The organism is Pedobacter riviphilus (assembly GCF_014692875.1).
In the GTDB taxonomy this organism is placed as follows: Bacteria; Bacteroidota; Bacteroidia; order Sphingobacteriales; family Sphingobacteriaceae; genus Pedobacter; species Pedobacter riviphilus.
This window is the reverse complement of sequence record NZ_CP061171.1, coordinates 1,470,089-1,486,047: the sequence shown is the minus strand read 5'-3', so window position 1 is coordinate 1,486,047 and position 15,959 is coordinate 1,470,089. Positions and strand designations below refer to the sequence as shown.

7 protein-coding genes are annotated in these 15,959 nt (G+C 37.4%); 1 reads left to right on the top strand and 6 read right to left on the bottom strand.

What is annotated here, in order from left to right; translation table 11 throughout:
- Positions 1-3 precede the first annotated feature (3 nt).
- From H9N25_RS06070 to H9N25_RS24395, 4 genes are all read right to left on the bottom strand, one after another.
- Positions 4-3,189 carry a SusC/RagA family TonB-linked outer membrane protein gene (locus H9N25_RS06070; RefSeq protein WP_167293862.1) on the bottom strand — a complete coding sequence of 1,062 codons (3,186 nt, stop codon included), beginning with the start codon at positions 3,187-3,189 and terminating at the stop codon, positions 4-6.
- A 229-nt stretch (positions 3,190-3,418) separates the two neighbouring features.
- Positions 3,419-7,543, bottom strand: coding sequence for a hybrid sensor histidine kinase/response regulator transcription factor (locus H9N25_RS06065; RefSeq protein WP_190328285.1), 4,125 nt, complete (start codon positions 7,541-7,543; stop codon positions 3,419-3,421).
- 198 nt (positions 7,544-7,741) lie between these two features.
- Positions 7,742-10,942, bottom strand: a complete 3,201-nt coding sequence (locus tag H9N25_RS06060) for a TIM-barrel domain-containing protein (RefSeq protein WP_223833618.1) — start codon at positions 10,940-10,942, stop codon at positions 7,742-7,744.
- A 44-nt stretch (positions 10,943-10,986) separates the two neighbouring features.
- The gene (locus tag H9N25_RS24395) at positions 10,987-11,631 is read right to left on the bottom strand and encodes an alpha-glucosidase domain-containing protein (RefSeq protein WP_223833617.1); all 645 of its coding nucleotides are present in this window, start codon (positions 11,629-11,631) and stop codon (positions 10,987-10,989) included.
- A gap of 457 nt (positions 11,632-12,088) precedes the next feature.
- Between H9N25_RS24395 and H9N25_RS06055 the strand changes: the two genes are divergently transcribed.
- Entirely contained in the window at positions 12,089-12,487 is a 399-nt protein-coding gene (locus H9N25_RS06055; protein WP_190328284.1) for a LytR/AlgR family response regulator transcription factor, read from the top strand.
- Between the two features lie 186 nt (positions 12,488-12,673).
- On the opposite strand, the gene H9N25_RS06050 is transcribed toward H9N25_RS06055, so the two are convergent.
- Positions 12,674-13,534, bottom strand: coding sequence for an NIPSNAP family protein (locus tag H9N25_RS06050; RefSeq protein WP_223833616.1), 861 nt, complete (start codon positions 13,532-13,534; stop codon positions 12,674-12,676).
- Between the two features lie 99 nt (positions 13,535-13,633).
- Positions 13,634-15,928, bottom strand: coding sequence for a S9 family peptidase (locus H9N25_RS06045; RefSeq protein WP_190328283.1), 2,295 nt, complete (start codon positions 15,926-15,928; stop codon positions 13,634-13,636).
- Between the last annotated feature and the right edge of the window lie 31 nt (positions 15,929-15,959).

Genomic DNA, 15,959 nt, shown 5'->3' with positions numbered 1-15,959 from the left:
CGTTTAAAATTTAATATTGGCGCCCAAGTTAATAATGCGTTGCTGCGGATAAAACTGTCCGCTACCGCTGGTTCCTTCAGGATCGTAATCCTTTACTTTAGAAATCGTAAATAAGTTAAAGGCACTGGCATAAATCCTTAATCCCGATACATTGATGCGTTCTAAGAAACTGGCCTTAATGTTATAGGCAAGTTCTACATTTTTAAGCCTTAAAAATGAGGCATCATTTAACCAGAAAGTATTATTAAACTGCCCACCACTAATGGCATTTGAAGCACGGTCGGTTACCCTTGGATAAGTTCCGTTCGGGTTTGCAGCACTAAACCTGTTATCGGCCCAGCTGCTGTAAAAGTTACCAATGCTTCCTGATTCTGGTAGAACATATTGGCTTACCTGGGTTTGTCCGGCTAATACCATTGATAAATCAAAGTTTTTATAAGAAGCACCAAGTGTAAATCCATAAGTAATTTGAGGGATGTTACTATATGGCGTTCTGGTTTGGTCATCGGCAGTTATTTTGCCATCATTATTGTAATCAAGATATTTAAGATCGCCAACTTTAGCCCCACTAACATGTGGGTAAGCATCTAACTCCTGTTGTGTTCTAAATATGCCAATGGCATTGTAAAGCAGATCAACATTTAATGGTCTGCCTGTTTTGCGTTGATAATCTGGCGTACCGCTAGCTTCATCGATAAATATCACTTTACTTTTAGCATAAGTAAAGTTTCCCGATGCATTCCATTTAAAGTTTTCGCCGTTGTGGTTATAACCTAAAGTAGCTTCGAAACCATTACTGTTCACCTTTCCAATATTCTCTGAAGGTACTAACGGCGTATAGTTCACACTCTTATCATCAAATGGATTTACAATACCTGAAGAACCAGGCAATGAGGCATTACGGGTGGTTAAGATATCAGATCTTTTTTGCTGAAAATAAATGGCCTCAATGCTAAAGTTTTTAAACAAAGTGGCATTGATACCAATATCAAGCTTTTTTGCCACTTCCCAAGTGATGTTTGGATTTGCAAGCTTTACCAGGTTTACGCCTGGTTGTATGGATGATGATGCAGCTCCCGGACTTTGGGCCACAAACCCGTTCCCAACCAGTACATAGTTATCAAAATACTGGAACCCTTTTACGTTATCGTTACCTAATGCTCCGTATGAGGCCCTGATTTTTAAATTATCAACAAATTTAACATTATCGCTAAACCATTTTTCTTTTGACATCACCCATCCTGCAGATGCAGAAGGAAAATAGCCAAATCGCTTACCCTCCGGAAATATAGATGAACCATCGATACGTAACTGTCCTTCAAATAAATATTTATCATCATAACTGTAAGCCAAACGGCTGATTACACTTTTACGGTTATAGTTTGAGCTATAGCCCGAGTTCAGATAATCGGTAGCCGCCGCACCTCCCTGTGAAAGTTCGGGCAAATTGGTAGATAAGAAATTAAAGCGTTGTGCATCGAAATATTCTAAATGATTTTCACTTTGTTCGTACCCTACAAAAGCGTTTATATCATGTAAATTAAAACGACGTGCATAATTTAGTTTGATATTCGAAGTAAGTAACGATTCGTTTTGGTGTTTTTCGATTAATGTCGCTTTTTGATTGTTACCACCTGTAATCACGCTATTATAGGTTTTAGATGTTGGATCGTACTGGTACAGCAGATATGGTTTGTTGAAGCTTTTGGTAAATACATTAGATTTATCAGCAGAAAAGAAACCATCAACAGAAAGGCCTTCTACGCCAGGAATAATAAAAGTAGCTCTTAAAATACCGTTTAAAACCTGAGTTGGAGATTTACTGGTTCCACCTATATCGGTAACCTGCACCGCAGGGTTGGCATTTTCTATACCTGTTGTAGGCAAACCATTTGGATAATAAGCAGATACAATAGGTTTTGCCCTATAAATAGATCTAAAAATATCGCCGGCTGCAACCTGAGGGAACAAACGATTTTCCTGTCTGCCGGATACCGATAAGCCAACTTTAAGATATTTGGAAACATTAGCGTCTACATTCGTGCGGAAATTGTATTGATTATATTTAGTTGCTCCATTTTTGTACAAGCCATCCTGAGAAACAGTTCCTAACGACATGTAATATTTCACATCTTGTCCGCCACCATTAATCGAAAGGCTATGTTGGCTTTGTAAAGCTGTTTTCTCTAAAGTTTGGTCGGTCCAATCGGTATTAGGATACAACAATGGATCGGAACCATTACGGAATTTTTCAATCTGATCTGCCGTATAAGATTGATTAAGACCTCCTGCAGGATTAGAATCGAAACTAATTTCGTTCATAATCTGTGCATAAGTTGCCGCATCAGCCATTTTAGGCAATCTTGTTGGCGAGCTAAAACCTTGGTTAAAACTATAATTGATAGTTGGTTTACCCGTTTTTCCTTTTTTAGTCGTCACCAAAATTACCCCATTGGCTGCTCTGTTACCGTAAATAGCTGCAGAGGCATCTTTTAATACCGAAATGCTTTCAATATCGTTGGGATCTAAACGCTCTAGTCCGCCGATCTGCCCGGGAATTCCATCTACAACGATTAATACATTATTGCTACCGGTAGTAGCCAAACCCCTGATGGTAATGTTCGAACCATCGTAACCAGGCTCGCCACTCCTATTGTTAATTACTACCCCAGAAAACCGGCCAGCCAACGAATTGGATAAGTTCGGTTGCGGACTCTTCACCAAGTCAGCTCCCTTTACCTGCGATATTGATCCCGTAAGTGTTGCTTTCTTCTGTGTTCCGTAACCAACCACCACCAGTTCGTTTAATGTTTTGGTATCAGCCGAAAGCTGAACATTAATGGTTGTTCTATCTCCAACCGTTTGCTCCTGGATGGTATAGCCTACGTAAGAAAAAACAAGTACGTCTGTTGTGGCTGCTACACTGATACTAAATTTACCTTTTGCATCGGTTTGGACTGCTTTTTCAGTTCCCTTAATCTTAACCGCTACCCCCGGAAATGTAGCTCCGGTTTCGTTTGTTACGGTACCTGTTACCACAATCTCGCGCGCCAGTTTTATTTTTCCCGTTAATGCGGAAAAAGAAGAAGCGGTTACCGGTAAACTAATGGATAGGATAAATAGAAAAGCCAATGCTTTAATTTTAAAGAATTTTAAAGGCGAAAATTCCTTCAGATTTTTTTTTCTCATTTTGGTTTGCACATTAATATTTGGTTAGCAGGTCAGATCTATATCTGAGATAGCAAAAGTTTGCCATTAGATTTTATAGTTATAGAACTGCTTTGTAGAGGTCTAAATTAGCGCCAACAAACAATATTAAAAGGGTACAAACAATCCAAATTTGAGGGGTAAACAGACCTAATTAAGGCCTAAATGAGGTTTTAAGGCATATTAAAGAAAAACGCGCAGATAAATAGAGTTATGATTTATCTTTTTTGCCAGTTGAATTTAATTGGATATGATTAGAAAAGGGCTTCCTGAATTTTTTAATATACTGTGATGGATTCATGTTAAATAGTTTATAAAACTGCTCTCTAAAATATTTAGGATCGGTAATGGCTACCATATAAGAAGTTTCTTGAATGGTTTTATCTGTATTGATAAAAATTTCGGCCGCTTTCCTTAACCTGATAAAACGGATAAACCCATTGGCAGACTGGCCTGAAATGGATTTTATTTTGCGGTATAAATTAGATCTCGACATGCCCAGGGCAGTTGACAGGGCATCGATATTAAAATCAGGGTCGGTAAGATGTTCTTCTACAATACGGATACAGTTATCTAAAAACTCTTTGTATTCTGCCGAGATTTTGGTGTTGTTTGAGTTAAGTGTAATTTCATTGTAAAAGTACCTTTGCAGTGCATTTTTACTCTTTAATATACTGGCAACCCTTGCCTTTAAAAAATCCTTATCAAAAGGTTTACTAATGTAATCGTCGGCGCCACCTTCTATTCCTTTAAGCTTAACTTCTGGTGCAGAAATAGCTGTAAGCAAAATAATCGGAATATGAGAGATGGAAACATCTTCTTTTATTTTACTGCATAGCTCTATACCCGTTATGCCGTCCATCATCACATCGCAGATTACGATATCGGGAAGTAGCTCTTTTGTCATTTCATAGCCCTTTTCGCCGTTGCTGGCTTCGTAAAGGTGATAATCCATTCTAAAAACCTGTTTAAGATATTCCCTTATTTCGATATTATCATCAATAATAAGCATGCTTTTTAATTCTATGGCGAGCTGGTTATCTACTATTTGCCCTTCAGCAGCCTCTACAATTTTATTAGCGCTTATTTCATCTTCTATCAATTCTTTAAACAATGAAGAGTCGGTATCGATTAATTCTTCCTGCAATATGATGGCCTCTTTAAAATGACTTACGCCTCTTAACAAAGCAATATTAAAGGTAGTACCCTTATTTTCTATACTGGTATAGTTAATCGTTCCTCCATGCATTTCGATAAAATTTTTAGCGAGATATAACCCAATTCCAAAACCGCCCTTAGCTGATTTGTTACCAGGGTCTTGATAAAATTTCTCGTACAATTTTTCTCCTGCCATATCGGTGATACCACAGCCTGAATCTTCGATACTAATGATTACATTTTCCTTGCTGTTATCTACAAGCATCTTAACACGACCACCTTCTGGCGTAAATTTTATGGCATTAGAAAGCAGGTTAAAAAATACGATTTCAATTTTTTCCCGATCGGCATAAAAAGCAATCACCTCATCGGTACAGCTAAATTCGAGCGTTATATTTTTTGACCGGGCCTGGTGTATAAAGCAAAGGAATACCTCTTTGCACAAACTCACCAGATTTATCGGTGCTACTTTTAACTTTTCGCCATAAGTATCTGCTTTTCTAAACAACAACAACTGATCTACCAAACTTAAAAGCCGCTTGGCATTCCTGTATACAATATTTAAATCAGTAGTATCAACATTATTATCATTCTTATACAAAAGCTCTTTAACCGGATTGATAATTAAGGTAAGCGGTGTACGGAACTCGTGCGATACGTTGGTAAAAAACGACAGTTTCTTCTCACTAAGCTCTTTTTCTTTTTCGCTTTCTATATGGGCCAGTTTAATCTGAAATTTTAAGTTAGACTGGTGCTCACGATATTTAAGATAGGCGTACACAACACCAAAGAAAGCCAAACCATAAAAACAAAAAGCCCACCAGGTGCGGTACCAAGGTGGCGTAATTATGATTTGCAGCGAATTTCCTTCCATATTCCAAACGCCATCGTTGTTTGATGCTCTTACCCTTAAGATGTATTTACCAGGGTTTAAATTGGTATAGGTAACTTTATGTTCGCTGCCACTATAATTCCATTTTTTATCGAAACCTTCGAGGAAATAAGCATACTGGTTTTTTTCTGAAAGTGTATAATTCAGGGCAACAAAACCAAAAGAAAGCACACTCTGATCGTAAGGCAAGGTGATGCTTTTCGTCATATAAATAGGCAATTTTAAAGGAGAATCTTTGCCAGGAAGGATCAGTTTATTAAAAACCGAAAAATCAGAAAAGTAAACTGCAGGGGCTTCTTTATTGTATTTAAGTTGTTGTGGATTAAAGTAAACCAGGCCTTTATTGCCTGCCAGATAAATTTCTCCTTTTTTATTTTTACAGATGGCAGCATTGGCATAAACACCATCCTTTTCATCATAATTTCTTACAGATTTGGTTACAGGATCGAAAAGTGAAATACCTTGCTCGGTAGTTACCCATAGCTTGCCACTATTATCTTCTACCAGATCGGTAAAAACATTGCTCGCAAAACCATTTTGTTTTGAATATATTTCGAAAGTATTTGTTTTAGCTACGTATTTATTCAATCCATCGCGGGTGCAGATCCAAACATTTTGGTGCGAATCCAAGTAAAGACTGTTAACAATGTTATTGCTAATACCACCCGTTTTAGAATTATTGATCATGTAATTGCTGAACTTTTTGGTTTTAGGATTAAAACGGCTTAGACCGCTACCGTACGTTCCTATCCAGATATTGCCTTGCGCATCTTTCAAAAGGCAATATAAATGGTTATTACTTAGTGAGCCCAAATTTTTAGGATCATTATAGTAATGCGTATAAGTCTTGGTTTTATCGTTATAGATTTTTAAGCCTGCATCTGTAGCTAAATAATATTCGCCATCGTTTACCTCTATCAGATCTCTAAAAACATCTTCGTTAAAAAAACTACCAAGCGCCGAACGGTGGTGATGATGTATAAACTTATTCTCCTTTTCGTTGTACCAGTCAAATCCATTCTCGCTCATTACCCATAATCGGCCCTTTAAATCAGCAGATAAGTTAATAATGTCGTTACTGGATAAACTGTTTGAGTTATTGGAGTGCGAAAGTCTGGTAATAGAGCGATTATTCGTATTATACTTATAAAGGCCCTTATTGGTTCCTAGCCAAAAATTGTCACCATCACTAATCATCGATTTGATTTCCGTCTGTCCGAATGGAAGTGAAATAAAATTAAATTTATATTGGTTAAAATCAATTTTGCTGAGGCCATTTTTACCGCAGAGCCATATCATTCCGGTCTTATCGCGGTATAAACCTCCGTTGGCAAAAAATTCGAGCTCATCTATTTTTTGCCATTTATTTAGCTTTGTGTTTACCCAGAATATTCCAGCGCTGCCACCTACCAATAGTTTTTCGGCACCTAAGCTTAAAACATTAAATACAGAAGCGTTACCTGTCCCTCCGCTTGCGTAGGTAGTAAACATTTCACTATTCGGATCAAAGCGGAACAGATCACCTTTCCAATAGCATCCAATCCATATCATGCCATCGCGATCAATGCATAGGGTCCAGATATCGTTTGGATTTTTTTGATTGGCAATTTCCTTTTGTACGTAATTGGTAAAACGCTTTGTTTTTTGATCGAATTTATTCAGTCCCTTACTCCAATTACCCAACCATAAATTACCAGATGCATCCTCTGCAATAGCATTAACCGATTTTCCTTTAATGGCATACTGATTTTTTGCATCAGGTTGATAAACCTTAAAAGTCTTCGATTTTTTGTTAAAAAGGTTAAATCCATCATCGGTACCTACCCACAATTTATTTGTTTTATCGATCAGTATAGACCATACTTTGTTATTGCTTAGCGAAGTTCTGTCGTTTTCTTTATGGTAAAAACGTTCAAATTTTTCAGTAACCGGGTCAAACCTGTTTAAACCATTCATGGTTCCCACCCAAAAGGCCCCATCGCTATCTTCTGCCATAGCATTGATGTAGTTATTGGTTAAAGAGGTGCTATCGCCAGCAATATTTACATAAACTTTAAAGGAATATCCATCGTACTTACAAAGCCCATTTTCTGTACCTATCCATACAAAACCTCTTTTATCTTTTAAAGCAACCGTTGTATTTTTAGATGGAAGGCCATCGTTAATACCATATGTTTTAAGCACATAATGTTCTGGAATAGCGGTTTTACCTACAACTTGCGCATTAACGCTGTTAAAGAACAGCCAGAATTGCACAATAAAACCAAATGCTTTAATAAATCGCATAATAAGGGGCAAGCCGATGGGGATAGCCGAATAAAAAATTAGTTTAGCGGGTGTAAATATACAATTTGTTAAACTATTGTTTTATCCAAACATATCAATCCACAAGGCCTCTTATTCGAAAAAGATGCACATCAGAAACAAAAAATGCGAGACTGATAAAAAATCAGCCCCGCATTCGCGTTGTTCATATTAACTTGTTTAAAATCTAACAGAATTAAGATTTTTATCTACCAACAGGCCTTCACTAACCTTAAGTCCAAATTGTACTTTACGTTTTGCTTTTAGTTTCAGGATAAACAGATCCGTAGTTTCGTTTAAAGCATCTTTGTTACCTACGTTTACAAAGGTTGGATACAAAACCTTAGCGCCATTGGTGTGCAGGCGATCGTTGGTCAAATTATCCATCTGTTTCGTATTTAAAGGCAGAACGCTTACAAAATCATAATCCTGTGCATTATATGGCAGCGCAAAACTTAAAGCATTTACTGCTTTCAGGTTTATTCCTTTTACTTTAATTTCTACAATTTCGTCTTTGTTGTAAGTTTGTTTAGCCGTACTGATTTCTAGTTTACCCGCAACTTTATCAGTTTTAGCGCTACTTACCCCTCCTTCAAGCTGTGTAGCTACAACAGAAACATCGTAAGCATCAATCAGGTCATTTTTATTGATATCACCATTGCTGATATAACCTTCAAAATCGGCATCACCCTTTCTTAAACCAGTATAATTGATGTATGAGGTTAAATCGTTCTTATCAATTAAACGGTCATTATTGATATCGCCCGGAAGATAACTTTCCGTTCCAGGCACCTTAAATACGTATAGCTCTCTACCTGATCCAAAACCTCCTACACCATCGGCGACAGCAATTTTGATGTAACGGGCACTCGGGTGACCATTGAAATTGAATATTTTAACATCACCACTGTTAGCCCATTCGAAGGTGCCTGCTGTAGTCCAGCTTTCTTTGTTGTTACTGTAAAATACAGTTCCTTTAAGCAAGTTGCCATTTCCCCTTCCATTGCGCGGCAGGTAATGGAATTTATCAAGCTGGTTAATGGTTTTAAGGTCTATAACCATATCAAACGGAATTGCTTTAGCACCCCATTTGGTGTGCCACATATTGCCTTCATCAAAATCGAATAGATCGGCAATACCAGAGCCACCCTGGTTTTCGGCAGTAGTTTCGGCTGTTATACCCTGAATGGCAAATTCAAGCGGATTAGATTTGGTTGTTGCTTTAATCTCGGTCCAATCTGAGAAACCATCTTTGTTTACAGCACGCAATTTAAATGTGTAAGCCGTTTCGGCCAATAAGCCATCAAATAATAAAGCGGTATCGCGGATGGTGGTATAATGCATATCGTTAAAATCTATCTCATAAAAATCTGCATTGCTCACTTTACTCCAGCTTGGAGTAAGCGTATAAGCTTCTCTGTTTTTATCATTTACCCGAGCATTCACTGGCGCCGATAATTTCCCTGTTAACAAACGTTGTTTATCTACAGGCTCGAATTTAAATCCGTTTATACTAAGTGTAATTGGATTAACGGTAATATTGGTAGATTGAAGTTTAACCAGCAATTGAGGGTTTTTAACCATTGCCACTTTTTCAAACTCGCTTCCTTTTGTAGCAAAACGGTTTAAATTTGGTGCGGCATCATAGAAATAAACGTCAGACCGTTTTAAAAACTCGTCTTTTGAGCTTACTTCTGTCAATTTCACTTTATTACTGCCAACTTTTGCTGTTAACCTTTTTGGTTTTTCGCTAAGGTTGATTACAAATTCAGTTGTTTTTTCTTTCACAAAACCATCAAAATCACCCTTTGCAGGATGAATGGTAACCAAAGCATTGTTCTTCTCATCTAGTGCTGATTCAATTAAAGTAGAAGCGCCTTTTCCTAATTTATAAGCCTCTGTTGTGCCGTCATCATCATATTCATTAAATGATGTTTTTCCAAAAGGATATAATTCATAGATACGGTTTGCTTTATTAATTTCAGCAACATTGTTATTTGGATTCGTCATTGGGATAATCGCACCATTTTTCACAAAAACTGGCAGTTTCCATAATGGCGAGTCAAAACTATTCAGAATGCTGTTTCCAGTATATTTTTCTCCGGTGAAATAATCAATCCATGTTCCCTCCGGCAAATAAATACCATTACGGATATCGTTACCTTTTTCGTCTGATTTAGTTGCCTGATAAATTGGCGCCACTAAGAAAGAAGGTCCGTACAGGTATTGATATTGTGTAGAAATACCTTTGGTATAGGCATTTGGATATTCCAGAAACATCGCCCTGATAATGGGCAATCCGGTAACTGCTTCTCTGGCTATGCTATAAGTATATGGAATCAACTCCGATTTCAGTTTTAAATAATTGCGGTTAATCGAAGCTACAGGTTCGCCCAGTGCGTGTGGATATTTTTCGTTAGCTCCCCAACCGTCCATATTTAATTCCATTGGTGTAAAGGTTTTCCATTGAAAATCGCGGGTATTAACGGTTAGATTTTTACCGCCAAAAATACCATCCATATCGGAAGTAATATTGGGTTGACCGGATAAACCAGCGCCTAAATAAGTAGGAATATGGAAACGGATATATTCCCAAACGCCACCGGTTTGATCACCTGACCAAATACCGGCATAACGCTGTGTACCAGCCCAGCCATCTAATGATATGATGAACGGACGACTGTTATTGCCATAATAAGGCATAATCTGTGCTACATCGGCAACGCCATTTAACCCAAACGAATAACCGGCACCAACCCATGCTACATCGGTTTTTAATACCCTAACACCTGCATCCCGGGCTTCCTTAATAATGTCGCGCTGTAATAACGGGCTTACTTCTGGTTTCGGATGAAGATCAGACTGTGTCCACAAGCCAATTTCTACCCCATTTTTACGAGCATAATCGCCAAAACTCTTTAGATTTTGAATGTTGCCATCTAATGTTTCGGTTTGGCCATAACCTGCACCATAACCATCATTTGGAAGTACCCAGCCCAAAGGCATATCGTGTTTTTTATAACGATCAATCACGGCACGCGCTGAAAATTGATAATTGTTTTTTTCACCGTTAAGCGATTCTTTTATGCCGCCATTATCTTTCTGACTTTCTTTGTAACGTTTACCATCTTCAAACAAGGTTCCTTTTTCGTCTTCTTTCCAAAAATCGCGGTTATAGGCGTTTAAATGTCCTTGATAGAAACCAAATTTTGGCAATAAAATCGGATTTCCGGTTAATTGGTAAAAATCGTTCAATAAAGGTGCTGCTCCATCATTAACCATAAAAAAAGCGTCCAGATAATCGGTTTCGTGTGTCAGTTTTACTAATCCTTTTTCTTTAGCACCAAAATTGTAATTTCCTTTGCTGAAGGTATACCACATTACAGCATAACCATTAGTAGACCAATAAAAAGGTGTGGGCGAGGCTACCCCCCATCTGTCCAGGAGTTTTGGTTTTCGATGGAAATATTTCTTCCCTTATGTGAGAAACGGCCATTCTGTACCCCACCACCGTAAAAATATTCCTGTGGATTTTCTTTTAAACTAAGGGTTACTTTTCCTTTCTCGAATTGAATCGGTGCTAATTCTTCTAAAACCACCGCCTGTGTAGCAAGGTTGATAATTTTGATCAGCGAAGTATTTTTATCGATAAGAACGGTGATTTTACCTGTAGATATGAATAGTTGATTATGTTCATCTTTAATATCTAATTTTGAAACAGGTTTACGTGGATTTTCTACTAAAATTTTAGCTTCTGGTTTTGCTTCCGGATCGCGAATGAAGCCTCCCGTAGGATCCTCGAAAAGGCGGAAAATATGATCGCCATAAAAATCTAAGGTTAAACGCTGGTTATCAGAAAGCAATAATTCTATTGTAGTGGTATTAATCTTTGTTGCGCTAAGCACTTTGGTAATCTTTTGTGCTACCTGATCGGCTTTCTGAGCAGCTGCCTGGGCAGAAACAAAAAACGGAGCGGCAACTAAAAAAAATGCAAATGCTAACACAACGCTTTTAGGTTGATTTTTAGCACTGACTATTTTAAAGTTTTTAAAAAAATAATGCGGTGTCATTAAAAGTTTGATTTGGTTATGTGTTTATATGTTGAACTAGCTAAACAGTAGTTTGCTGTGGGATAAAGTTAACAAACACATTAAAGTAACCAGTGCGTTTTTGCAGACAAAAACCGCGCAATCGTTTGCCTATCTAATTTTTTACCGGAAATAGAGTGATGTTTTTCTGGGATTAAGGAGTTAAAGGCATTAAGGCTTAGAAGGATCAATATCCAATTATTAAGAACCAATAACTAACAAACAAAAGCATTGAAGTATTTTAGCCATAGCTTTATATAGAACGGTTTGGCCTATACTATCAAAAAAAATACAAAGTGCACAAATAGTTTATTTTTAGTACTACTTGACCATAAAACATTGATTAGTTATATTTTAAACAAAGCATTTTTGCATTACAAACGTTAAAAAAGGATCGAATGGCAAGCATTTTGTAAGTGTTTGTAAAATTGCCGATTAAATGAATTCCCCAACATTGCAACCTTATAGCTGTGTAATTATAGATGACAGCCAAACGAGTATAAAAACACTTGAACACTTTATTTCCAAAATAGACAAGCTCCAACTTAAAGGAAGTTTTACGGATACAATAGATGCCATGGCTGCCTTTTGGACTTACAGAAAAATTGATTTTCTCTTTTTAAATGTCCAAATGGAAATATCAGGAATTGATTTAGCCAGAATGCTTCGAAACAGTGTAAAATTTGTTGTTTTTATAAGTGCCCATGATAATAAGGCTATAGATGCCTTTGATAAAAACAACTATTTTCTATTTAAACCCTTCGATTTTAAAAAGTTTGAAGACATGGTAAATGAGTTGATCCTGGCTGAACATAAAAACAAAGAAATGCTTTTGTGAGTGGCTCACTAATGATAGCTGCTTTACCTTTCTACCATTTAGAAATTAAGAATATTAAGGTTTTACCCAAAGTCGAAGAAGATGTGTTATTCTGAATTTATTTCAGAATCTATTTGCTAGTTTCTTCTACAGAAGCGCGGGCTTGCACGGAATTTATTTGCCTTTTTACTTTAAGCTTTTATACTCCTAAAAATCAGAATAGTCTGTCGGGTAAACAAATTTAGTATCGTTTTTAGAAACATTATGCTGATATTCTGGCATTGCCGATAATTTCTTCCAATAATCATCTGCCGAGAATGCCTTCCAGTGCGCATCTCTATCTATTTTATTCTCGAAAGTGGTTAAATACATGAGATTAGGCATGCGACTACCAGCGATTACTTCGCCATAAAATACGGCATTAAAATTTAACCTTTTAAATAAACCGATTTCATTGCCTTTATTAAACATTTGAACTTTATTCTGAAAATATTTCTCTGTGGGGGCTTCGTAGCTTCTTAATTCGTACACCCGCTCTTTCATCGGCGATTTTAGATTAGGCAGCATAAAATGGGGTGCATCTTCAAAGGCTTTTAACACAATGGTTTCTAACCGTTCGAAAGGAACATCTGTATAAACTGCATCCAGATAAATTTTACCATCAGCTGCGTATTGTTTGTCTTTTGCTAACTTTTTATCCAGTTCCAAAATTCCGTTAAATGATTTTATTGGAATAAATACATAAATCAGTTTTTCTGTAACTAAAGCCTGATCAGTTACAACTGGTTTAAACACGCCTACTTTCGCAATTCCACTGCGGTGTAATGCGGGTAAATATGCTTTCTGCAAATAATCATCTACTGTTTTTTCTTGAGCATCGGTTTTTAAGTGGTAAATTTTGATCTGGTAGAAATCTATCGATGCATGAGCAGCAAATGTGCTAGATAATAATACAAGTAAAAACAGACAGAATATTTTAATTTTTGGTAACATGGTTAAAGGATGTTTTAGTGCAATGTACCAAAGTAACAATTTATTTTTTAATGATTGAATTTTGAATATACTCATGAACCAGTTGACAATTTGCAATTGGCAGTTTCCAGTAAACCGTTTACAATTTACTAATGAACCAATGACTGGTAAACTAATGTCCAATAACCAATCAATCTATTTAGAAAGGTTCGGATTAGGCGGTTCGGCATTTAGTAAATGTTTCACAAAGAAATCGCGTTTACGTCTACGTCCGTAAATACCTCCATCACTGTGTCCCATACCTGGAATGCTTAAAATATCGAAATCTTTATTTGCTTTGATCAATGCATCGGCAAGTCGATAGGTCGATTCTGGTGGCACATTTTCATCTGCTTCGCCAACAATTAAAAATAGATTACCCTGCAATTTACCTGCATTTGTAATGTTAGACTGTTCTCCATAATGCGGTCCTACCGGATAGCCCATCCATTGCTCATTCCACCACTGCTTGTCGATACGATTATCGTGGCAACCACAGGCAGAAACCGCGGCCTTATAAAACTCTGGGTGAAATAACAGCGCACCTGTTGAGCTTTGCCCACCTGCCGAAGTGCCATAAATACCTACTTTAGAAATATCAGCATTGGGGTATTTAACCGCCATAGCCTTCATCCACAATATCCTGTCAGGAAACCCGGCATCTGCTATGTTTTTCCAACATACATCATGAAAAGCTTTAGATCGGTTGGCAGTTCCCATTCCATCAATCTGTACCACAATAAAGCCTAATTCGGCAATGCTCTGCATTTCACTGGCCGGTAAGAAACTTTTAGGCACAAAACTATCATGAGGACCTGCATAAATATTTTCGATAACAGGATAAGTTTTGTTGGGATCCATTTTTGAAGGGAAACAAACAATGCCCCAAATATCAGTTATACCATCTCTTCCTTTGGCTACAAACACTTCGGGCAGTTTAACACCCGTAGCCAGATAAGCATCTGTTTTTCCATGTTCTATTTCGCTTATTTTTTTAGTGTTCGCAGTTAGCCTTAACTCGGTAACGGGTGGTACATTTACCTGAGAGTAGGTATCAATATAGTATTTACGGTCAGGCGAAAAGCTAAGGTTATGGTTGCCTTTTTCCGGTGTGAGGTTTACCAGCTCTTTTCCATCAAACCCGATCCTGTAATAATGAATAAAGTAAGGATCTTCATCAGCATACATTCCATTCGCCCTGAACCAAACCTGACGTTTTACGATATCTACGCTATCAATATCCCGAACTACATAATTTCCTTTTGTAATTAACTGCTGCTTTCCGGTTAAAGCATTCACCAGATAAAGATGTCGCCAGCCATCTTGCTCGCTCGTCCATAATATTTCGTTTGTTTTCGATAAATATCTTGTATAAATGCGATTTTCGTAAATGAAGGTTTTGGTTTTCTCATCAATAATATTTTTAGTTTTTCCTGTTAAAACATCCACTTCTATCACCCTGAAACGCTGATGGCCGCGGTCTACTTTCTCGTAAGTATAATACCTGCTGTTATTGCCCCGCCAATGCAGTTCTGGTGCACCAAAGAAATCAATCGGATCGGCATCTACTTTAATGGCAGTTTTTGTCGCAATATTAAAAACATAGGGTTGATAAGCGGTAAAGTCATCACCAGGCTGCATATATTCTCTCGATTTTAATTCACCGCGTGTAGTACCAGGAACAGCGCTTAATACATAATGTACTTTTTTAATTTCTTTCGGATCGATTTTATAAGCAACAATATTTTTTCCATCAGGAGACCATGCAAATTCACCATAAGGTTTATCGGTATTACCATCAGTGCTCAATTGGGTTTCTGCCTTTGTTGCTAAATCAATTACAAACAGGTTACCACCCCGAATTAAGACTTCACTTTTGCCATCTGGCGATTTTCTTGATTCGCGGTTTCCTTGCCAGCGCGATCTCCGTTGCTGTAAAGGCCTCTTGGCATTGTAGCTGTAAATACTGGTATCGTTTGTATTGGTTAAACTATAATCGTTCAGGTTTAACAGATACCAGTTCCCCTGTATTTTTAGTTTTGCCGTATTCCCTTTATCAGCAAAACACAATTCAGCAAACTGAAGTTTTAATGGATTCTGCTTTTTACCCGTTATCTTTTCTATATTTTCGGCCAGTTTATCGTTGTCAAATGCAGCTTTACGTTTGCCTGATGCAGCATCTACATAATAATATTCCCATGTTCTACCTGGAAGATTCTTTTTATACCAAAATGCGGTGCCATCTTTTTTCCAGAAAGGAATAATATCATTATTGGTTGGAATATTGCGCAATGCGGTATCCATTTTCACGGATAATTGATAAGCATCTGCCATTTCAGCAGCACTCGGTGCATATGGCTGCAATCTGGCCTGCTGTGCCAGCAATTGAGCGGAAACAAAGCTTAATAAGATGAAGGCTACTGATTTTTTTGCGGTTGCGTAAATACTCATTACAGATTTTTTGTGGTAAATATAGTGCTAC